This window comes from Oribacterium sp. FC2011, from assembly GCF_000701645.1.
Taxonomy (GTDB): domain Bacteria; phylum Bacillota; class Clostridia; order Lachnospirales; family Lachnospiraceae; genus Oribacterium.
This window is the reverse complement of record NZ_JNJM01000023.1, coordinates 1-23,034: the sequence shown is the minus strand read 5'-3', so window position 1 is coordinate 23,034 and position 23,034 is coordinate 1. Positions and strand designations below refer to the sequence as shown.

General features: G+C 44.2%; 16 protein-coding genes. 5 read left to right on the top strand and 11 right to left on the bottom strand.

All coding sequences use genetic code 11. From position 1 onward, the window contains the following. Window positions 1-55: 55 nt before the first annotated feature. On the bottom strand, window positions 56-2,362 hold the full coding sequence (locus tag T357_RS0115180; RefSeq protein ID WP_031554492.1) for a diguanylate cyclase domain-containing protein: 2,307 nt from the start codon (window positions 2,360-2,362) through the stop codon (window positions 56-58). Between the two features lie 232 nt (window positions 2,363-2,594). On the opposite strand from T357_RS0115180, the gene T357_RS0115175 reads away from it, so the two are divergent. Continuing rightward, window positions 2,595-3,734 (top strand): RNA-guided endonuclease TnpB family protein, encoded by a 1,140-nt coding sequence (locus tag T357_RS0115175; protein ID WP_031554486.1) that lies wholly within the window; start codon window positions 2,595-2,597, stop codon window positions 3,732-3,734. Window positions 3,735-4,172: 438 nt separating this feature from the next. Beyond that, entirely contained in the window at window positions 4,173-6,839 is a 2,667-nt protein-coding gene (locus tag T357_RS0115165) for a leucine-rich repeat domain-containing protein (RefSeq protein WP_031554484.1), read from the top strand. A gap of 69 nt (window positions 6,840-6,908) precedes the next feature. Here the strand turns inward: T357_RS0115165 and T357_RS0115160 are convergent, their stop codons facing one another. The 4 genes from T357_RS0115160 to T357_RS0115145 form a co-directional block, all read right to left on the bottom strand. Continuing rightward, complete coding sequence (locus tag T357_RS0115160; RefSeq protein WP_031554483.1) at window positions 6,909-8,069, bottom strand: mandelate racemase/muconate lactonizing enzyme family protein; 1,161 nt, start codon at window positions 8,067-8,069, stop codon at window positions 6,909-6,911. 53 nt (window positions 8,070-8,122) lie between these two features. Continuing rightward, window positions 8,123-9,616 carry a tripartite tricarboxylate transporter permease gene (locus tag T357_RS0115155; protein ID WP_044917145.1) on the bottom strand — a complete coding sequence of 498 codons (1,494 nt, stop codon included), beginning with the start codon at window positions 9,614-9,616 and terminating at the stop codon, window positions 8,123-8,125. A 16-nt stretch (window positions 9,617-9,632) separates the two neighbouring features. Continuing rightward, window positions 9,633-10,112: a tripartite tricarboxylate transporter TctB family protein gene (locus T357_RS0115150; RefSeq protein WP_031554481.1), complete on the bottom strand. Its 480-nt coding sequence runs from the start codon at window positions 10,110-10,112 to the stop codon at window positions 9,633-9,635. Window positions 10,113-10,238: 126 nt separating this feature from the next. After that, complete coding sequence (locus T357_RS0115145) at window positions 10,239-11,333, bottom strand: tripartite tricarboxylate transporter substrate-binding protein (protein WP_031554467.1); 1,095 nt, start codon at window positions 11,331-11,333, stop codon at window positions 10,239-10,241. A gap of 212 nt (window positions 11,334-11,545) precedes the next feature. Between T357_RS0115145 and T357_RS0115140 the strand changes: the two genes are divergently transcribed. Then, window positions 11,546-12,895, top strand: a complete 1,350-nt coding sequence (locus T357_RS0115140; RefSeq protein WP_031554464.1) for a LysR family transcriptional regulator — start codon at window positions 11,546-11,548, stop codon at window positions 12,893-12,895. An 18-nt stretch (window positions 12,896-12,913) separates the two neighbouring features. Here the strand turns inward: T357_RS0115140 and sfsA are convergent, their stop codons facing one another. Then, window positions 12,914-13,600 carry a DNA/RNA nuclease SfsA gene (gene sfsA, locus T357_RS0115135; RefSeq protein ID WP_031554461.1) on the bottom strand — a complete coding sequence of 229 codons (687 nt, stop codon included), beginning with the start codon at window positions 13,598-13,600 and terminating at the stop codon, window positions 12,914-12,916. A gap of 379 nt (window positions 13,601-13,979) precedes the next feature. On the opposite strand from sfsA, the gene T357_RS0115130 reads away from it, so the two are divergent. Both T357_RS0115130 and T357_RS0115125 read left to right on the top strand, forming a co-directional pair. After that, window positions 13,980-15,569: a sensor domain-containing diguanylate cyclase gene (locus T357_RS0115130; RefSeq protein WP_242840128.1), complete on the top strand. Its 1,590-nt coding sequence runs from the start codon at window positions 13,980-13,982 to the stop codon at window positions 15,567-15,569. Between the two features lie 11 nt (window positions 15,570-15,580). Then, window positions 15,581-17,581 carry a transporter substrate-binding domain-containing protein gene (locus T357_RS0115125; RefSeq protein WP_031554456.1) on the top strand — a complete coding sequence of 667 codons (2,001 nt, stop codon included), beginning with the start codon at window positions 15,581-15,583 and terminating at the stop codon, window positions 17,579-17,581. A gap of 91 nt (window positions 17,582-17,672) precedes the next feature. Here the strand turns inward: T357_RS0115125 and T357_RS0115120 are convergent, their stop codons facing one another. From T357_RS0115120 to T357_RS0115090, 5 genes are all read right to left on the bottom strand, one after another. Then, window positions 17,673-18,290 carry a sugar O-acetyltransferase gene (locus T357_RS0115120; protein ID WP_031554454.1) on the bottom strand — a complete coding sequence of 206 codons (618 nt, stop codon included), beginning with the start codon at window positions 18,288-18,290 and terminating at the stop codon, window positions 17,673-17,675. A 549-nt stretch (window positions 18,291-18,839) separates the two neighbouring features. After that, entirely contained in the window at window positions 18,840-19,958 is a 1,119-nt protein-coding gene (locus T357_RS0115110; RefSeq protein WP_031554452.1) for a M20/M25/M40 family metallo-hydrolase, read from the bottom strand. Between the two features lie 53 nt (window positions 19,959-20,011). Next, window positions 20,012-20,950, bottom strand: a complete 939-nt coding sequence (locus T357_RS0115105) for a hypothetical protein (RefSeq protein ID WP_031554450.1) — start codon at window positions 20,948-20,950, stop codon at window positions 20,012-20,014. 147 nt (window positions 20,951-21,097) lie between these two features. Beyond that, entirely contained in the window at window positions 21,098-22,249 is a 1,152-nt protein-coding gene (locus tag T357_RS0115095) for a hypothetical protein (RefSeq protein ID WP_044917143.1), read from the bottom strand. A gap of 317 nt (window positions 22,250-22,566) precedes the next feature. After that, the gene (locus T357_RS0115090) at window positions 22,567-22,998 is read right to left on the bottom strand and encodes a CAP domain-containing protein (protein WP_031554443.1); all 432 of its coding nucleotides are present in this window, start codon (window positions 22,996-22,998) and stop codon (window positions 22,567-22,569) included. Window positions 22,999-23,034 lie beyond the last annotated feature (36 nt).

Sequence of the window (23,034 nt, the reverse complement as noted above, 5' to 3'; positions counted from 1 at the left end):
AATCTCTTATAAATGGATGCCCTCCGGCTCTGTTCAAGGTTTACGTCACTTTAAACTATTTTAGCCCCTTACGCTTTCTCTTATTTTCGTAAAGCATGGTATCTGCCGATTCCATATAAGAAGACAGATTCTTCATGGTATTAAAATCTATTGGAAATTCCATGTGTCCAATGGATATTCTCAGCTTGAATGGCTTTCCGCTTTTTTCATTAAACTCCTCCATAAGCTTATCCACCTTTGGGATCATATCCCCGGGTTCCACAACAACAGACCCATCCAACAGGCAAAAGCCTAAAAACTCATCACCGCCCTGTCGTCCCACAAGACCGTTGCCAAAGGCTTTCGACAGAATATCTGCCGAATTCCTGATTGCAAAATCTCCTTCATCATGACCATATGTATCATTGATCTGCTTTAAACCGTCCATATCCATGTAGAAGATGGCTGCTTTCGAGTTGAATTTATCATACATAATGGCATGGCTGATACGCTGTTCCAGATTATTCATGAAGCCTCTCCGGTTGAAAACACCTGTCAGCATATCATGCTCTGACTCCCGTGAAAGTCTCAGATTGTTACGGTTCAATACTTCGATAAGTTCCTGCTCATGATGTATAAGCTCAAGATGCTGCATACCCACCGCCATCTGATGATATACCCTGACGAGTTCAGTGGAATCAATTATGCTTGGCCCCACGATCAATACACCTATCATCTCCCGTCCGGTAAGGAGAGCACCGACAGTAAAACTCGGATCCAGCTGAAGCAGCGCATGTTTTGACATATCCTGTGACATAAAGTTTTCCACAAGACGGAAAATCTTATACGATTCCGGGGTTTCAGGTACCCTGATTTCCCCATCTGACAACGCCACCTCAAGATACAGGTTATCTCCCATATGAATTGAGTTACGATGGAAGTACTCTATAGGTTCAGAAAAACTCAAAAGAGCAGCATCCTTGACTCCAAGGTTGATAAGATTCTCAAACATCGCTTTGAAAGCTTTCTTCCTATCCATGGAATTCATCAACGCATCCATAGTGATACGGGTTATATAATGCTGACGCTTCTGGCTGTCCCAGATATTCTGATCATACTGTTCAGCGATGTTCTTTCTCATTATACGCTGAAAACGCGCCTGCTCATTCAGTATCCAAATCTTTTGGTCTCCTTCCAAACGGGATGCTGCGTAATCATAACAATCCGTAACTGCATCACCAAATTTTTTGAGAGAAAAGAACTTACTGTAATCATAACGGAATATATCAACGATATCGTCCTGGCCCACAATATGACCTGATCCCCTGTTCTCCCTGTCCATGAGAACGTTATAAATTTTATCGATAAAATTCTTAAAGCGTGGATAACATTCCTGTTTTACCTGTTTTGAAGCAGCTTCCGCCACATCCTCCAACAGCTGTTTTGCCATAGCCTCACGATCAACCGGCGTCTGAGACATAAGCTGTACAAGCTTAGAGTCATTTTCTTTTACTGTCTCTCCGCAAGAAAGTCTGTGAACAAAAAGGCTTTCAATGCAATCCGTTTCCTGAGGTTTCCCCTCACAGAGACGAATTACCTCATATCCCGCTTTATATGCCAAATCATACGCCGAAAGGCGCACTGTGGTAAGCGGCGGAGTCATTTCGGCAGCAATCAAAACATCATCAAAACCGGTTACTGCTATATCCTTTCCCGGAGTCAGACCATGCTTTTTCATCACACGATAAACAGTTTCTGCCATATGATCGGAAGCACAGGCGATGGCTTCAACATCAGGATTTTTACTCAGAAGCTCTTCAACCACCTCATCACAGGCACCCGAAAAAATCCCACGGGCAAACATACGGTCTTCCACAGGAAGCCCGTGCCGCTCCATCTCTTCAAAGTAAACCGTCTCCCTTTCCTTTGCACCAAAGCTTGTGGCAGGACCGCTTAAAAAACAGATCTTTCTGTAGCCGTGATACTCAATGAGATGTCGGATCAATTGCCGGATACCGGGTTTATTATCTTTTGTGATGCATCTGTAACCTTCATGGTATTCCTCGATAAGAAGGGTTTTTTTCGGATCCAGAAGCTCCACATATTTCATAGCGAATTTTCCTGAAGACCGGGAATTAAAGGCATTTACAACACCTACAGGAACAACATAAGCATCAAAATCCATCCGGGCAGCCAGCTCAAATGCTGCATGAATGTAATTGTGTGACCACTCCAGAAAAGTATTTGACGGTAAAAGATCCATGATGTTGATGAGATTATGCCCCTGTTCCTCTATGGCATTTCTTATACCATTCTGAATCCCCAAGGGATACCCTACTGTTTTATGAGAAATAAGATATGCTATATTAAACCGTTTACCCATTTTGTTACTCTCTGATCAACTATTCCACTGATACTCGATACTTCACTCTATCAATATAGTTGTCGACAAAAATCAGGTAAATATTTCTATATTTTAAAAATTTTTCATAACTATAATGCTTTCGTTGCCATAGGCGGAAACCCACTTGCTTTAGCAGGTGGGAGGAGCCCTGTGTATTGTTTTCGGCAAACATATGTGCTATACTATATTTGTTGATATTTACGGGGGCTTTATGGAACAAATCACAGTTACAGCTAAAATTCAGATATCAGCCGATGCAGACAGCAGGGCTTTACTTAATAAAACCATGTCTGTTTATTCTGATGCCTGTAATTACGTATCTGCCTATGTGTTCCGTACTCACGACTTAAAACAGTTTTCTCTTAACAAAACTCTGTACTCTGTGCTCAGAGATAAATTCGGTCTCAAATCCCAGATGGCACAGTCTGTATTCAAGACTGTTATTGCAAGGTATAAGACCATTCTTGAGAATCAAAAGAAGTGGATACGTCCGTCTTTCAGGAAACCCCAGTACGACCTTGTCTGGAACAGGGATTACTCCCTGACTCAGAATCGTTTTTCAGTAAACACCCTGAATGGACGTGTAAAACTCCCATATTTCACTGAGGGTATGTCTAAATACTTCGACCACACTGTGTATAAGTTTGGTACTGCCAAGCTTGTAAATAATCACGGCAAGTATTTTTTGCATATCCCTGTTACTTATGATGTCGAGGAAAGCAGTATTTCCGACATCTGTAATGTTGTAGGCATTGACAGGGGCATCAACTTTCTTGTTGCCACATATGACAGTAAGCACAAGTCCGGTTTTGTTAATGGTAAAACCATAAAACAGAAGCGTGCTCATTATTCAAAGCTGCGCAAGGAGCTCCAGATGCGTCAGACTGCGTCTGCAAGACGAAGACTAAAGGCTATCGGTCAGCGAGAAAACCGTTGGATGCAGGATGTAAACCATTGTGTATCAAAGGCACTCGTAGAAAACAACCCGAAGCATACTCTCTTTGTCCTTGAAAATCTGTCTGGGGTTCGTAAAGCTACAGAACGTGTCAAAGCCAGAGACCGTTATGTATCTGTGTCATGGTCTTTCTTTGACCTTGAACAGAAGCTTATCTACAAGGCAAAACAGAGACAATCCACCGTGATTAAGGTTGATCCAAAATATACAAGCCAATGCTGTCCTGTGTGCGGACACATCGAAAAGACCAACCGTGACAAGAAGATACATCTGTTTTCCTGCAAGAACTGTAGCTATAGATCCAATGATGACCGCATTGGAGCAATGAATCTGTACCGTATGGGAATCAACTATCTCGAAGATAGCCAAGTACCTGATACAGTTACGGCAGAGTAAACTTTGTCGTAAAGGGTGTTGTCAGCCACCCTGTGATGTAACGCCACTTTAGGTAGCAAAGCCTATCGGGGTTAAAGGTCGGAGGCGTAAGCCGTTACTACGACTGGGTAGTTACAAGCCCATTACCTTTAGGTGATGGGTAGTTGACTTTAGAGGACCTCTATCCCCCGATCTTTTTACACGTTAAATTTTAGTCAATTTTGACAGACTATAACATTACCCGTGTTTCTTATTTCATATAGGGAATGTTCCTTATATGTGCTCATCCAAAAAGACCGGAGCAACAGCATTTCCACTTTTTGAATTATATATCCTTAATATATGCTTTTTTGAAATTTTCATCCTTTTCGTGGTATAATAGACAAAGTAACGAAACTAAAACCGGTATGGGGAAAAGATTCCTAAATCTATCAGATTTAAATCTTAAGGAGGATATTTATGAAGAAACATTCACTGGTTTTGATCATCGGAGCAGTGACGATCATAGGTCTCGCTTCCTGCAACAGCGGCAATGGCGACAAGAATAATGGTCCGGCTCCAACCACCAAAGCAGCTGAGACAGAGGCTCCATTCGTCGAAGAAGAGCCGGCGAAGAACGAGCTGGATTCCGCGTCACCTATCCCCGGGATCAATAAGGAATATGATCTCACGGAACAGAAATTTGAAGATGAAAATCTCATCCTCAGGCTGCCTGAAGGCGTCACCGCTGTTAATGAAGGCAAAGGTGAGAACAAGGGTCACATTACAGTTACCGATGAAGAAGATGGTTGGAAGCTTATGTTCCGCCCTGATAATTTCTCACTTAACAACATAATAAACAATGTGAGTAATACTGTTATCTATGACGGAAACGAGGTAAAAACAGACTGGTCACGTGACGTATCAGGGACTCTGGCGGGATTCCCTGTACGGGTGTGGGCCAATAATACACGAAAGGGATGGCTCCACCCTTCCAACGAAAGTGATACACCTGCTGTTGATATCGTCATGGATTACGGCGAAACTCTGGTAGGAGAATGGCTGGGCATGCATATCCGTCTGGAAGCGCTGAAGCCAACCGATGATACAAACATTTATCACTACCTGTATAACAGTAAGCTTCGTGCCGTACTGAACAGTTTTGAATGTATAAAGACCGCGGATGGCAATGAATATTCCGTAAACGGCATCACCGCCACCTTCCCTGCCCGCTGGCCCGTAAAAACAGGTGAGAATTCCATGGTGGCAAATCTGCATTCCAATGCTCTCACCGGCGGTATCACCATAACAACACAGTACAACCCGGATCCTCAGCATCATGCAGATATGTACGAAGGGGATCAGTTCAACCGTACCTATGGAAGCAATGACTGGCTCGGTGTCATCGCAAAACATACCTTTGAAAAAGATGGCGCTGATGAGCCGACCATCCTTTACTCCATGTACCTGTTCTCAAAGTTCAGCGACAGGATGTGTGCCTGTGTTCATGTTTCCAACAACAGCTTCGGTCCTGAGGAATTCAAAGCATTCCTTGACAACGAACAGTTTGTGGATCTGATGAATTCTGTGAAACTTGATCCTGAGGCATGGCACCAGCCGGGTACAGCAGAAGTAAACGGTCTTCTTTCCGACGGCGGCAGTATCATGTCATACTCCGGCACTGATGAAGAAGTAACTATCCCTTCTGTTATCGGTGATTACAACACAGTCAGCGTGGGCTTTAATGCATTTAAGGACAACACCTCTGTCAGGAAGGTAGTCATTCCCGAAGGCGTCACCGAGATCCAGGGCAATGCTTTCTTCGGTTGTACAAATCTCGAAACGGTCGTTCTTCCCGAAACCCTGAGCTTCATATATCCGTACGCTTTCCGTGACTGCCCTAACCTTAAGGATGTAGTACTTCCTGATGGTGTTTCTTATGTAGGATCCGGTGCTTATGAAGGTTCCGGCACAGGAACATTTAAAGGCAGCGCCGCAGAATATGATTATCACGCATTTGATGAAAGCGGATTTGATAAGATAAGTTTTGCAGACGGTGCGATCCTTTCGGCGGATTATATTTTTGACGGTGCACAGCTTTCTGAGATAGAGCTGCCGTCAGACCTTAAGGAACTTGGCAAGGGAGCATTTGTAAACTGTCACAACATCCAGAAGATCGAACTTCCTGAGACAGTCACAACCATAGGTGAAGGTGCATTTTCATCCATGTTCGGACTTCCGTATATTAATCTTCCGGAAGGTCTCACCGAGATTCCGGATGGCTGCTTCAACTCCACAACTTTGGACACTCTTGTCATTCCTTCTACAGTAACAAAGATCGGTGACCATGCAACATTTGGCGCTGCCTGCATCATTATCCTCTGTCCTGAAGCAGAGATAGGCGAGCGCGCAATACAGGCTGACTACGTATATCTGGAAGATGCCTATAAGCATGTATTCTCAGATCATGAGGAACTTGAAGGAAGCTGTCTGTATCTCGATGATGTTTATGACCCTGCTTCACAGATTCAGGGAAATTTCTATGATGCAACAAGCTTCGATTATCAGATCTACCTTCCGTCTGACGCAACCATTGAAGAGTCTGATAATCTTGATAAGTACCTGCTTTCTATCGGATATCCGGAGATTGCATGGATGGGTTCTTCAAGAGATTTCATCCCTGACAGCACCTTTGACTTTGACTGTATCAATCCGGGAATTATAACAGGATATCACGGCAACAGTGATAAGCTTGGTATCCCTAACTATCATATGTACACGGAAGATGGCTGGTGGCTGACAGGCAATGTATATGGCATCGCAGATGAAGCCTTCAAGGATTCTACATTTACTTCTGCCTACTTCCGAGGACAGTGCGGAAACGGAATAGGATCAAGGATCCTTGCAGGAAATACTGCTCTTAAGGACATATGGTTTACTACTGCCATCATGGATGAGATAGATGACAGTAATGCCATTGACGGAGTTCCTCACTATCAGCCTGATACCTTTGAAGGTATCCCTGATGATGTAACTGTTCATCTGCCTGAATCTATTCCGGGTGATGCGCGTTCCGGCGTCGAAGATGGTCTTCGTGCCCATGGCATACCTTCAGGAGCAACATTTACATATTACAGTCTCAGATGATTTAAACTCCAAAATAGTAAATCCGCCGGTGGCTTAAGTTGATTTAAGCCACCGGCGGATTTATTCATCTCAGGCGCGAGACGGTGTATGATATGATACAGATTCCAGATATCCGAGCTTTTCGATCTTCTCGATGTTCATGCGAACCGGAATACCCGGAATATCTGAACGAAGAGTAAATCTGCTGTTCTTAAACTCCGGGACATTTAACATCAGCTCATGTACCGGCTCTGATATAGGCGCGTGGAATTCGATCCTTTCATTGTCACCATATAAAGCACCGAAATATGCATTGTATGCGCCACGGCCTCCGGACTGAAATTCAAGTCCATGTTCCCGGCAAAGATCACGGATCTTGAGAAGATCATCGATATGACTCATGCGGCCTAAAGATGGCTGCAGTATATCGATCCCTTTTTCCACATATGTCTCATAAGCATAGTACACTCTCATGGACTCTCCGGCAGAAAGACGCTGCTTTACACCCATTTCTTTCAGCTTCTTTATCCCGTTGTAATCTGCGCTGTGGATGGGTTCCTCGATCCACTCAAGATCAAAAGGTTCCGCAAGATGACAGAACCGGGCTGCCTGTTCTACAGTAAACTTTTGATTGCAGTCAACAGCGATCCGTGCTCTTCCTCCCAGGGCTTTCTGTACTTTTTCAATTCTTCTGAGATCACGATCCATGTCAATGATCTCACCAAGTTCTCCATGAGAAGATCCTACTTTGAACTTTACGGTATCTGTACCTTCTTCCGCATAACGACACATCTCTTCCACAAGCTCTTCATCATCGCGAATGATTCCGCCGCCGCCTTTGTAAGCTGCGCACCAGTCTTTTTCCGCACCGAGAAAACGATGTATGGTCTTTCCTGCACGCTGTGCCAGGATATCCAGCATCATAAGATCCAGTGTGCCTACATTGACTGCATCTCCACTCTGAAAACCGGCATTTCTGATCTTCCAGTACTGTTCATGTCTCCATGCATTGTAGCTTTTCTTTTCTCCGTTCAGTATACGCGGAAGCATGGTCTGAACAAAGGACCTGGAAACTGTATAGTGAGCGCATGCACCGGTGTCATCATAAAGTTCCATATAACCTTGTTCCGGAATATTGGTTCCCATACCACCGGTAGCGTCTCTGAAGGGCTTCGGCAGTGGAATGGGACGGAAATTATAAAAAACCGCTTTTGTAAAACGGATCTCGTCTTCAAAATCGAATTGATTCATTTTGATCTCCTCTCAGACAAATATGACTGTTTATAATTATACTTAGTAACTTATCATCCTTTGACAGCACGGCGCTTCTTAAGGTAATCGGAAAGGTAGGGCCAGATCACGCAGAATACAGCAAGGAGGAGAAGTATAAGTGACAGCGGACGTGTAAAGAACTTTTCATAGCTTCCCTTATCCATACTTATAGCCCTGCGGAAGTATCCCTCAAGCTTTGATGACAGAATGAAAGCCAAAACAAGCGGGCTAGTAGGAAGTCCTCCGATGGACATGAACAGAGACAGAAGGCAAAGTGCCAGCATCACGTAGATGTTAAACATCGTGTTTGATATACCGTAGCCACCTATATAGGCAATGATCAGGATCACGGAATAAAGGAAATGGTATGGAATCCTGAGAATATATGCAAACCAGTTCTTAGTCATGATCTGCACAATGAAAGTTACTATAGCGGATACCAGAACACATGCAAAGATAAGCATTGCCAGATCCGGCTGGCTGGTCATAAAAAGAGGACCCGCCTGAAGGCCATGTATAGTCAGTGCTGAGATCAGCATAGCTGTAATGCCGTCGCCCGGGATTCCAAGTGCCATCATCGGTATCAGTGCACCGCCGAGGGATGCATTGTTAGCCGTTTCCGAAGCCCAGATACCGGAAGGATTTCCTTCACCAAACGGAATTTTTGATTTGTTTGTGCTTTTTGCATAACCGTAAGCAACCATATTGGAGATTCCCGAACCCATTCCCGGAAGGAAACCTATCCAAAGTCCAACTAAAAATGAGAAAAGACAGATTCTCAGGTTTTCAAAATAATCCATTATAGTGATTCCAAAACCTTTTTTTCTGCTTGTTTCCGCATCAGGCATTTTGGCTTCACCACGTGCCGAATCCCTGATGATCTGGCACATAGCAAACATTCCCAGCATCTGTGCGACAGTGGAAATACCGGCTGAAAGATTGGTGTTGCCAAAAGTAAATCGCTGAGTACCGTTTATAGGATCCATACCGACACACCCAAGCATGAGGCCAAGTCCGGCAGCCATCAGACCTTTCCAGATATTTCCTTTGGAAAGTGATGCCACTAAAGTGATGGCGCAGAAGCAAAGAGAAAAATATTCCCATGGGCCCAAAGTCAGGGCAAAATCTGCGATGATGGGGGACAGGATCGTTGCAAGTATCACCGAAAAAAATGTGCCCAGAAATGAAGCTGTGATACCTACTGCCAGAGCTTTATGGGATTCTCCTTTAAGTGTCATGGGATATCCGTCAAAACAAGTGGCTATGGATGAAGAAGACCCGGGTATGCCGATCAAAACCGCAGAGATAAATGAACCGGACACACCGCCGATCCAGATTGCCAGCAATAAGATAAATGATGTTTCAGTTGATAATCCGAATGTTACCGGCAGAAGCAATGCTATACCAAGTGTTGCGGAAAGACCGGGTATTGCCCCGAACACGATACCGAGGCATACCATTCCAAATATAAGCAGGAGATTGATAGGCCTAAGACATATCATCAGCTGTGAAAGATACAATGCCATGATAGATTTCCTCCTTTTATTTAAACAGGATGCCCGTCGGGAGCTTTACCTGGAAGCCGATCACGAACATGGCATAAAGCCCGATGGTTACGATAACGGATATTAATGCAGCATGGAGCGGTTTCACGAAGCTGCTGCCTTTAAGGTCATGGATAAATGCAAAAATCGCAAAAGGAGCTACCGGTACAAATCCGAAAACTGCCATCAGGATCCCGGTTAAAACCAGCATCAGGTAGCTTTTTGTAACTTTTAGCTTTCCGCCTTCAGGAAAATATGGTTTATCCAATGTCGGATCCTTTTTCCAGTCACTTACTCCCTTCAGAAAAAGCATTAATGAACTGATAAATACCACTATAAAGGCAACGTACGGCAGAAGCCTGGGCCCGGGTTCCAGTAGATTTTTAGGTTGTTTTGTCTGTATCTGTATCAGCAGGAGCCATATGAGTGACCATATGAGTCCCACGATCCCTGTTACAGAGTCACGTTTCATTTTCATTACAATGTCTCCTATTCCTGAGATTCACAGAGACTTAACTAAAACCACGAGTTATAGTGTGTCTCTTGCATAAAAATCCCTCCGAAGTTTTTCTTCGGAGGGACCTACTACCGAAAGTATTAGCATTTAGCCTTGTACATAAAGACCGATAGCTTTACCAACCTCAACCAGATTGTCATATTCTGCCTGTCTTATCTTTTTGGATTCTTCAAGATCATGCCATCCGGGGATGTTTCCTATTTTTGATATATCATCCTTTGTTGTCTCGTAGATTTTCTGCATGGAAGCATTCATGTTTTTTACCATAGTCTCATCCATACCTGCAGGTCTGAGAAGATAGTGGTAAACATTGAAATAGCAGTCTTCGAATCCCTGTTCCTGAAGTGTCTTATAGTTATCAGGAAGAGCCTCAGGATAGCTTGCGATTGTTGTTCCGTCCGAAGCCATAGTTCCGATGATCTTGAGCTTTCCTGCCTGCTCATACTCTATGCCATGACCGACACCAACTACTCCGATATCTATGAAACCACCTGCAAGATTTGTCAGTCTGTCTGACTCAGATGCCATTTCTACCGGATTAAGCTCTATACCTAAAGCACTGGTGATCTTTCCGAAAAGGAATGTGTTTGCACCTGCTGCCGGCATGCCTACATTGATCTCACCCGGATGTGCTTTTGCATACTCAACAAAGCCTGCAAAGTCATCATAAGGAGCATCGGCCGGAACACCCAGGGCACTGAAGCCGTTGTCCTGCATTGTGGCTATCAGGGTGAAATCATTCATAGGATCTATATCACTGTTTCCTGTGATATACTGGATATTCAGGGCTCCTGTTGCCAGTGTCAATGTTGTTCCGTCCGGCTTTGCATCCTTTACCATCTGGTGACCGATAGTATTGGAATCGTAGTTTGTGACTGTTGTCTTCAGTCCATATACATCTGTAAGTGCCTGTGCATAGTAACGGATCGCAAGATCTGATCCGCCGCCTGCTTTTCCGGGTACAACAAGAGTAAGTGTTTCATCCTTTAAGAAGCCTATGTCATCACTGTTCTCTGTCTGTTCAGCTGCGGCATCAGTTGCTTCAGCCTTTGATTCTTCCTTCTTTTCTTCTGTTTTTGCTTCTGTCGCTGCGGCAGTAGGTGTGGAAGCTGCACCGCTACATGCTGTAAGTGCAAGCATCATAGACGAAGCCATCACCAATGAAATCCATCCTTTTTTCATATCGTATTCCTCCTGTTTTTCTGTGGAGGATCTTGACCTCCTACAGTTATTTTATTGAAAACCTCTAATGTTTTCCGTGATATTTAATTGTATGGGTTGATTTTAATGCATCGTTCAGTGAATCACCATTATGAATAATTTATTCTTTTCATAACACTTTAGTTATAGTATTCTAATGTTTAGTGTTCAGATGGATCAGGAGGAAATGATAAGTGAATACCAAACAGCTGCGTTATCTCATCACGATAAAACAATGCGGGAATCTTTCAACGGCCGCAAAGATTCTCGGCATCTCACAACCTGCACTCTCAAAACAGCTATCCGAATGGGAAAGGATCTATGGTATCTGTCTGTTCAGAAAAGAGAAAAGACAGCTCCTTCCTACTGAACAGGGTTCTGTATTTTTTGAGAAGGCGCAACGGATCCTTGATGAACAGAACCGCACGATCCTCTCCATGAAAACCGTTGCAGGAGCTGCCCGTCAGAGGATACGTCTCTGTACAGCACCCAACAGAGGGGCCATCATTTACAGTGAGGTATATCAGCGTTTTTCCCGAAGATACCCGGATATTGCCTTAGAGCTTATTGAGCGTTTTGCAAGTGAACAGCCGGAACTTATAAAACGCGGAGTTGCGGATATTGCTTTAGGAGCAGGTTCTATCTCTGATCTGGTGGAGGACATCCCTTTTGCAAAACAGGAACTGTTGATCGCACTTCCTTCATCACATCCTCTTTCTTCACGAAAAGAAGTAAAACTTTCAGAACTCAGAGACACGCCATTCGTTCTCCAGGGAGAAAGACACAGCGTCCGGGGGATCGCAGATAAACTTTTTCGAAAAGCCGGATTTGATCCTCTTGTAGTATTTGAATCAGATGACGTTATACTGATTGACGCACTTATCAGACAGTCAATGGGTGCCGGGCTCGTATCGAGAATTCATGTTAAGTCCTGCGAAGAGGTTCGGTATATCTCTCTTGATCCCCCGGAGTATCAGCTCACTCATCTACGCTACCCGAAGGGTCATGTCCTTACAGAACCTGAACGTTATCTTGCAGGTCTTCTCATACAGCACAGGCTTTCAGATCCCGGTAATGAACCGATCTCATCTCTTGAGCTTAAGGGTTTTCTTGAGACAGTTGAAGAAATCGAAAAGTCAGCACCTGTTGGTCCAAGCAGGTTAGGGAACTATGATAACGCTGAAGAAGCAATTCCCGATGACGGAAAACGCACCATCTTAAACAATAAAAAAAATACAGCCAAGGACGAAAAAGGCCGTAAGAGAAAAAGATCCGAAGATATCCATCTGGATACCCGTATCCTTGAATATATCGTTGCTATAGCAGATGAAAAAGGGCTTACTCAGGCTGCAGAACGCTTTTTACTGGCACAGCCCGCTCTTTCAAGACATGTCAGAAACCTTGAGGATATGTTGGGAATTCCGCTTTTTACACGTGAACACAACCGGCTGCTCCCGACCAATGCCGGAAAAGTTTTTATCAACGGTGCCAGGAATATACTGAAACTGGAAACAGAAATGATCACACCATCAAAAAACGAGTAGAGAAGATGTTATCGCACCCTACTCGCCCGCGCGTCGGAGGTCAGCATAAGAGTCCGGCTCAATCCACAGCTTATCCGGCTCAACCTTACATCTCAGAAACAATATCTTCACGCCGGCATTTAAGGCATCATCTATGGCCTCTCCGAATTCAGGATGCATCTCCCTGTGAGGTCTCACTTCGGATACCCCCTCCATCTGTATAACATATGCAAGGATAGTTCTGTACCCCCTGGCTTTGGCCTTTATAAGCTCCCGTATGTGCTTAACTCCACGCTCTGTGGGCGCATCAGGAAAATATCCCATACCGTCTATCTCCAGAGTGCAGCCCTTGACTTCCATCAGAAACCTTTCGTCACCCTTTTCCATATAAAAGTCGATCCTGGAGTCACCAAAGGTGAACTCCGGGATCACCCTGTCAAAGCCTTGTTCCGAAAGCCATTCCTTCACCACCTTATTTGGCGCCTGACTGTCGATATTGAACAACACCCCTGTGCTTTTCCTCACAACCACAAGATCATATTTTGTTTTTCTTCCCGGAGTCCCCGGCGCTGTAAGCCATACCTCACATCCCGGTACCAGAAGCTCTCTGCACCGTCCCGTATTTTTCACGTGAACCGTTTCCTTCCGGCCATCTATCTCAACCTCCGCGATAAAACGGTTCGGTCTTTTCAGGAAAACTCCGGGGACTATATTTTCATAATTCATAAATAACCTTATTTTGTACTACCCATGCCGTATGCGAATCCGGGTACTTTGGATTATATTTGGAACGTCATGTTCGTGATGAAATGTGGTATAATCTCAGTATATAAAAGGAAATAATATGATGCCACCATAGCACACTCACCTGTATTATCAGAAGATAACAAGCAATGCACAGACACTTGACCGGGGGATAATAGTGCGAGCTGGCGCAAGGGTACTATTTCTCCCGTCCGCTTCATCCGAGCGATTTTGAGTCAGTTTTTCTTTCAGAGTGAAGCCTCACACGAGTTTAAAAACACGAGAATGCGGCGGCCGGTTATTCAAAGAGGTTATGATTATGCGATCCATACGAACGAAAATGACACTGGTGACGCTTCTTATGATCGTCGCCATCGTTACCAGCATGGCGCTGCTCAGTGTGGTCTTTATCGTCCGCACCGAGCAGCAGAAATCCAATCAGCTGCTTCTGCTTCTGTGTGAAACCGGTGAGAAAAATCTCGATTACTATTTCGATAGTGTGCAGAAATCGGTCAGGAATATCGCGACTTTCGTGGAAGCAGATCTGGACGGGCTCGATGACAACAGGCTTGCGCGCCACATGGAGCGCGTGGAAAAAGAATTTGAAGAGATGGCGTCCAAGACGAATGGCGTTCTGACCTACTATTATCGCATTGACCCTGAGATCTCCGATAAGGTGAAGGGCTTTTGGTACACAGACCTCAAAGGGGAAGGCTTTACAGTTCATGAGGTTACCGATATCACACTTTATGATACGTCGGATACATCAAATCTCGTCTGGTTCACAGTTCCCAAATACGAGGGAGTACCCGTGTGGCTCCCACCGTATATCACGGACAATCTTGGTGTGCGCGTGATATCTTATAATGTTCCGATCTATTGGAGAGGCACGTTTGTCGGTGTGGTGGGGATTGAGATCGACTATTCCACCATGGCAGAGCAGGTGGAGAGCATCCGGCTTTACAGCAACGGCTATGCGTTTTTGAGCGATGAGAAGGGTAATCTCTTTTATCACCCGCGGATCGACGTCAGCCGATTGCCCAAGGAGGAGCTGCCTGTATTTTCCGAAGGCGCGGCCTCAAAGAATACCTTCATCCGATACAACTATGAAGGAGTTGATAAAATCTCTGCGTGGCTGCCGCTGAGCAACGGAATGCACCTGAACGTTACGGCGCCTATTTCGGAAACGCAGGGAGACTGGCAGCGGTTGTTTATGGAAATCATGGTTCTCGCCTTCATTGTTCTGACCGTATCCAGCACTTTCATCATGTTCTATACGAAACGAATCACAAAGCCCCTGGTAGAACTGACCGAGGCTGCAAATCAGGTGGACCGGGGCAATTACGATTACCCGCTGACCTATGACTGCGACGACGAGCTCGGCAGGCTTACAAGCACCTTTAAGCGGCTGTCCGGACATATGAAGGATCATATCTCCGAGCTGAACAAGAGGGTATATGTCGATTCGCTGACCTCCGTGCGCAACAAGGGCGCCTATACAACTTACATCGAGGAACTTCAATTGCGCCTTAATGACGAGGAAGGGCAGGAAACAGAATTTGCAATCGGCGTATTTGACTGCGACAACCTGAAGTACATCAATGACAAATACGGTCATGAAAAAGGCGACATTTACCTTCAAACAGCGAGCCGCCTGATATGTCACGTCTTTTCGCACAGCCCCGTATTTCGAATCGGCGGTGACGAATTTTCAGTTGTTCTTCAGAAGGACGATTTTCGGAACAGGGATGATCTCGTTCAATGGTTTCAGACTGCCATGGTCGAGATCAGCGCCTCGGCAAAGAATGAGTGGGAGCAGGTACACGTCTCATTGGGAATCGCCGCGTATGACCCGCAGACAGACCGCAGTATGAATGATATCATTCGGCGCGCGGATGAGTGCATGTACGAAAACAAACGTATCCGTAAGCAGGGCAAACGGAGCCGATAGGGAGGTTACCGATGAAGCAGACAAAACAGAACTCCAAAATACTGCGTTTGGCGCTTCTGCTGACACTGGCGGCATGGACAGCGATACTGCTTCCGCTGACCTGCGCTTATGCGCAGGAGCCAGAAAAAATCGTCCGCGTAGGATGGTTTGAATCACCGTTCAACATGAAGGATGAACTCGGCCGACGTTCCGGCTATTCCTATGATTACCAGCAGAAGCTCGCCGCCTATTCAGGCTGGACCTATGAATATGTGGAGAAAAGCTGGCCTGAGCTTCTCCAAATGCTGGCGGATGGCAGGATTGACCTTTTGAGCGATGTGTCCTATACCGCAGAACGGGCGGAACAAATGCTGTATTCTTCCCTTCCCATGGGCTCAGAGGAGTATTATCTCTTCGTATCGCCCAATCATACGAAGATTTCCCCGGAGGACTATTCCACATTCAACGGAAAAAAGGTCGGCGCAAACCGTGACAGCATCCAGATCGACCTGTTTAGGGAGTGGATGGAGGCAAACGGGGTCCAAGCGGAAATCGTGGAGATGACTGGCAATGAGGATGAAAATATTGCCAAGCTGGTTAGCGGCGATATAGATATGTATTTATCTCCCGGCGGATTTTTCGACAAGGAGTATGCCGTACCGATATGCAGGATTGGAGCATCCGATTTCTTTTTTGCCGTCAGCAAATCGCGTCCCGATCTTCTGATGGAGCTAAACAACGCAATGAATCGGGTGCAGGATGAGAATGTGTCTTTGAACCATCAATTGCACGCCAAGTACCTGCAGACCACTGCCCCGAACCGTTATCTCAGCATAGAGGAAATCAAATGGCTTTCCTCGCACGGCTCTGTCCGGGTGGGGTATCAGGACAACTATCTGGCATTCTGCGCACAGGATCCGAAGACGGGAGAGCTGACCGGCGCACTGAAGGATTATCTGGACATCGCTTCAAACTGTATGGAAAATGCCCATATCGATTTTGAACCGACTTGCTACGCCACAGCTGAAGACGCCATGGAGGCGCTGAAGCGCGGAGAGGTAGACTGTGTGTTTCCCAATAATCTGACCGAATATGACGGCGAGCTGAGCGGCGTATTTATTACGCCGGCACTGATGCGCACGGATATGTCAGCGGTGATACGCGAGTCTGATCTGAATCTGTTTGCAAGCAAAGAACGTGTGACCGTTGCGGTAAACGTGGGCAATCCCAACTACGACAAGTTCCTGCTGGATCATTTCCCCAAATGGCGCGCTATCTACTTTTCAAATACACCTGAATGCCTCAAGGCAATTGCGGACGGGCATGCTGACTGCCTGCTGATCAGCAATTACCGCTTCAATAACATTTCCAACCTGTGTGACAAATATCACCTTACCACCTGGTCTACCGGTGTGGAGATGGACTACTGCTTTGCGGTAAACCGGACGGATACGGTTCTGTATTCTATCCTTACCAAGACTGCGGGTGCTATTCCGGCGCCTTCCGTCAATGCAGCGCTAACCTACTATTACACGAAAGATGCCGGAATCAGCCTGCAAAGCTTCCTCAGGCAGAATCCGGGTATCCTGTTTGCAATGCTTGTCGCGGCGTTGCTGGCGTACCTGATTGTGCTGTATATCTCACAGAAGAAAAAGGCGGCTGACAGGAACCGGCTGCAGACACCCAGGGCGGAAGACTTTCACCTCTTCGATGATCTTCCCATTTCTTACAGCGTTTACCATGTGATCCATTCGGAGCACAGCGAGCTGTATGACGCAGAAATCATCTACGTTAACCACAAATATGAGGAATACGGAAGGTGTTCGGCCGCTTCGGTCATCGGGCAAAGAGTCAGAACGCTTTATCCCTATATTGAGGAATCATGGTTCCAGAACGTAAAGCGCGCGGCAATAAACGGTGAGACCGTGGAGAACGACTTTACAGACATAGTGAGCGGAGATAATTTCCGATTATCTGTCCGTCAGATCCTATCCCCCGGATACTGCGCGGTCACATATATGAAAATCACTTAGGAATCGTTTAGATTTTAAGTGTTATAATCCGAGGAGAAATAATCATCATAAACCTTTTAAACCCCGACTCTTTAGAGCCGGGGTAATTACATTAATCTTTCAGGTTTTCCCAATCAATCTTCTCATCTCTATAGAAATATTCCATATCATGGTCAGAGACACGTCTATGTACTTTACAGGGATTTCCAAATGCTACACATCCATCCGGGATATCTTTTGTAACAACGCTTCCCGCGCCGATAACTGTATCATGTCCGATTGTTACTCCGGGGCAGACTACAGTATTAGCACCTATCCATGCATTATCCCCTATATGGACATCCTTATTGTATTGCAGTCCCTTGGCTCTTAAAGAAGCTTCTATAGGATGATTTGCAGTAGCGATAGTTACGTTTGGTCCAAACATCACCTTATTCCCAACATAAATATGACCATCATCCACCAGAGTAAGATTACTGTTGGCATATACTCCACTTCCAAAGTGAACATGATGTCCTCCCCAGTTAGCATGAAGAGGCAGCTCTATATAACATCTTTCTCCACATTCTGCAAAAACCTCTTTCATATATAGTTCTTTCTTCTCATAATCAGAAGGTTTTAGCTGATTAAATTCCCAGAGTTTATCCTGGAACGGGACCTGTTCTTTCATTATCTCAGCATCTCCGGGATCATAGATTAAACCCTTCTTCATTCGTTCATATTCTGTCATAATCTCTCCTGTCCCATCTATTATCTTCCCGCCACTCGGCGATAGCTGCCTGTGCCTCTTTTCCTTACGACGTTAATTTTCGATCAATCCCTTTTCTTTAAATACTCTTTCGTCTTGAATGCACAAAAATATGGAAAAGTATATATGTTATTTGCATTACCAACATTGAAGTCTCCCAGCTTTATCCCATATGAGATATCGCTATAGTTCTCATTTTTTATCAGCGAAGATAATGATTTTGACTGGTCACTATTTGACTTAACTTCGACTGGAATCAAATTATTCTGAGTCCTTACAAAGAAATCTTCCTCTAATGTTGAGTTTTCTTTCTTATTTAGTCAAGAAGCCGGCATTCCTTTGATATCACAGGTAAATAGGGCGAAATACAGGAAATAATCTCGTCTGCATCCGATAAGAAGTACCGTGTACATTTTCAACATATGAAACGGATCCTTATTGTATTTTTTAAGCAGATTAAAAGCCTCTTCTCTTGTTACCATTTTACATTATATTCACTTCTTTATATTTTTCTGAAGTATCATATTGACTTCATGACATCAATAGTTTTATGAGCTCAGTTGTTTTTTTCAGCTCTTCCACCGTAGTGTACTCGTTTACGGTATGTATATCGTGCATGGCATTGAATATGCAAAGACCATCTATACCCTTTCTGATAAGCATATTGTTGTCGCTGCCTCCGAAGGATTTTTTTGGTACGGGCTTTAAAGAAAAAGCAGCAAGAGCTTTTTCATAAAGCTTCAGACTTTGGGATTCAGGATCTATCCTGTAGGTGTAGATCTTTGGAGCGCTGTCCATGCTGATGCTCCCGCCTATATGTGCAGCCTCCGTTTCAAAGACATTTTTTATATGCTCTACTGTGGAGAGCGCCTCCTCATGAACAGAACTTCTGACCTCTCCCGTCAGGGTTACTGATGAGGGAACCGCATTACTAACTGTGCCGCCTTTGATGGTCCCGAAATTCAAAGTAGTGTGGTCGTTTGTCCAGCCCTGCTTTATTTTACTAACAGCCTGTGCCGCTATGGCCAATGCATTAATGCCATTCTCCGGCTCGAATCCCGCATGTGCAGAGCGTCCGGAAATCTCTATTTCAAAATTAACAAGTGTCGGCTCCTGGGATGAGTAGACTCCAAAATCACCGCTGGCATCGGGTACAAAGGCTTTTTCTGATTTAATGATGGAATAGTCAAAGGCATCTGATCCCAATCCGTAGGACTCTTCAGCCACGGTGAATAAAAGCTCGATCGGAGGATGATCGAGCCCTTCTTCAAGAATCTTTTTGTAGGCCTCATAGATACATGTAAGTGCTGCTCTGTCATCGGCTCCCAGAACAGTGGTTCCGTCGCTTGTTATACGACCGTCATCATGAAGTATCACTTTTTTATCGAGACCCGGAGATACCGTATCCATATGTGCACAGAAAAGGATCGGCTCCGCATCTTTTTTTGTTCCGGTTCCCGGAATAAAGCCGTAAAGATTTCCGGTATCACCACCGAATTTTACTCCGACTGAGTCTTCGATTAATCTTACGCCAAAATCACCCCATATTTTTATGAGGTGATCTGCAACTTGTCGTTCCTTGCAGCTGATACCATCGATTCGGCTAAGCTCAACGAAAGTGTTTACTATACTGTCTATTTCCATACTCATTTTTCAAAAGTCCCTTCAGAGGATTTATGTCTGCATCTGCTCAAAGGCTCAAGCTAGAAACTTCTTAAAAATAAACAAGTTCCATTTTCAACAAATGCAGCTTTGGAACCATATGAAGAAATCAAACTGACTTTACGGCATTTCCCCTGATACATAAAGCTAATATGCACTTCATCGCAAAGCTTATCGTCTATTATCTTTTTTGCTACGAATTCATCATTAGCATCGTATCCTTTATCCATCATTATTGTGAGATTATCTTTTGAAATAATAAGAGACACCGCTCCGTCTATTTCAGGAATGTATTCTCTTTCGCAAGAATTGTTTATACTTGCATTGACAAGTTTAAATTCATCATAGTAGTAATACCAGATAGTCCCTGTCTCACTTATATTCATAGCATAGCAATCATAGATATTTTTGTCTGCTTGCCATATATCCTGACCGCCTCTTCCCCAGACCCTGACACCACATGCACCTAGCGGATTATTCCATCCGTAATTTCCAAAGACACCTTCATCAAAGTACCCGATAACAATTCCTAAATCAGGATGAACAAAGCAATGAGATATCCCATCTCCAAGACAGAATTCATCGATTATATTTCCATTAAAATCAACTATTGCAGCATTATTTTCCGGATTTCCTTTATTAAATCTGCATCTCGAAGATACCAAAAGAAGGCCCTCAGAAATTGGCTGGACAAAGCTGTAATTCATCTTCTGAACTCCAAGATCATAATACTTTTCATTTATTATTTTTTCTTCATTCCAGTCAATCTGTAACAGCAAAACAGAATAATTACTGTTTGACTCTGTTGGAACAAACATTCCATCTATTCGTTCCGGAATGTTTTTATTGAATAAAATATAAACGTTTCCATCAAAGCCGATCTGCATTGTTACATACTCATCGAAGCTGTGATTATATTTTTTTATCAGATCCCCCAAATCGATATGATTTTTAAACTCTATTAATAATTTCTGATTCATAAACTTGTTCCTCCGTCCCCAAAATAAAGCATCTCTTATGCTGCAATCTGGTAATCTTCAATATCATGAGTTGTGATAACAAGAGTTCCGGCACCATTAGCGCCTGAAGCCTGGCAGGTATGTAAGAGTCCCTGGCACCCTTATCATTCATTCTGCAAACAACATTTTCAGAACATTCTCCGGGCTTTTCTCACTTACCCTTTCCGGATCCGTAATTCCATCTGTAGTATTTTCAGTATTCCAGGTAAAACGACCGGCATTTTCACCCTCAAAAGTGAAGTACACTTCAGGTTCAGCCAGTTTTACCGGATACCTTTCATACCACTTGGGATAGTACTCTGACATATAGTGATCTGCCAGAATATATGCCTTGCAGTTTTTTGTGGTTCCGATTGCACTGATCTCCACGCCACCTCCTGGCTGCCCTGTTCTGCTGTTTGCAGGTGTACTGTGGACTATGACCACACTACCGTCATCGCAGGTACCGAGGCTTATCCACACATGACCGTTAATACTCATGACATCCCCTGGCTTCATCTCATATCCGTTCTTTCCGTCCGGTGCTTTGACATTTTGTGTCCACTCACCGAAGCCCATTTTAGAGAGCCTTTTTGCAATGCCGGTGGAGCCACCCACATAACCATCTCTTCCATTCTCTGTTTCAAATGTATTATACAAAATCCATCCTAAATATCCGGAGCAGTCCAGACCTGCGTAATAGTATTCATTATATCCGCCATAAGGATAATAGCTGGTTGAAGGATCGGAATTATCTTCATTCCCGTCTTTTGACTTGTAGGTAAAATCCTCATCATGCTCATCAAAAAACTTTACCCAGTCCGGCGAAACACCGATTGTTCTCGTCTGTATTGCGGAACCTGCATCCTGCCAGTCCCAGCCACCGCCATAAATATAAAGCGTTGTTCCGACAGGCATCATTGCGGTCTTTAAAAAATTTAAAAGCGTACGTTTTCCCGGAGTTCCCTGGACCTTTGGTACATAGCTCACTTTTTCGTCTCCTGTCTCTTCCGCCGAAATGATAGTATTACCGCTTATACCAACTAAATAGCTGTATCCTTCCTTCAGAATATTCTGAATTGGATAATCATATGCCCCATCCTCATTTACGGTTCCATTATCCATCCGGAAGGTACTTTCTTTGCCATCTATTTCAAATATGTATTGGAAGCTGTCTTTATTATCCTTATTGACCTCCTCCTGTCCATAATTTTTAATCCCAAGATACACTGCATTCGTGGTAGTAACTTTTTCTGCGTCTGATTCCCTTGGAAAGATCATCTCATCCCCACACGATACAATAAAAAACGCTGTGAATATAACCACAACACATATTAGTAAGGATTTTATTTTTTTGTCGGATATTTTTTTCATTTTTAATTCCCTTATATTGCTAATTAATGATATTTTCAGTAACTGAACTGATTTCTATTGTATCACAGACTACATGGCAAATATTTATCTGATAAAACATCCAAAGGGTTATTTTACCAAGGTGAATAAACCAGCTAAAAAACCCTACCGGATTTGGTTCCGATAGAGTCTTTTATGTACGTAGGTTTAATTTATAAGGAGAGGTTTATCATTTTTTGTTTACATCAGATTCCGAATTCCTGTGCCCAGTATGTTCTTCCGTTCTGAGTTGTTGTTGATATTGCGCAAGTTGTGAAGTCAGGCTTTAAGATGTTTGCTCTGTGTGTAGGTGATGCCATCCATGCATTTACTACATCGTCTGCTGTGTTGTAGCCTTCTGCAAGATTCTCGCCGTACTGAAGATCTGCATTTACTGTGTACCAGTCTGTTCCGTCCGGTCTTGTGTGTGAGAACTTGGTTGTGATCTCGTTTGCTCTTACTACAGATGTTGTCTCAAGAGATGCGCTGTACTGAACTGCTGAAAGTCCGTTTGCTATTCTTATCTCATTAACCTTTGCAAGCGCCTGAGCCTCAAGGTCAGTCTGTGCAAAAGATGTAAGTGTCATCATTACTGCGAAGAAGATTGCTACGAATATTGTTCTAACGAGGTTTCTCATTTTCTTTTCCTTTCAAGTGCAACTGGCTGACCTTTC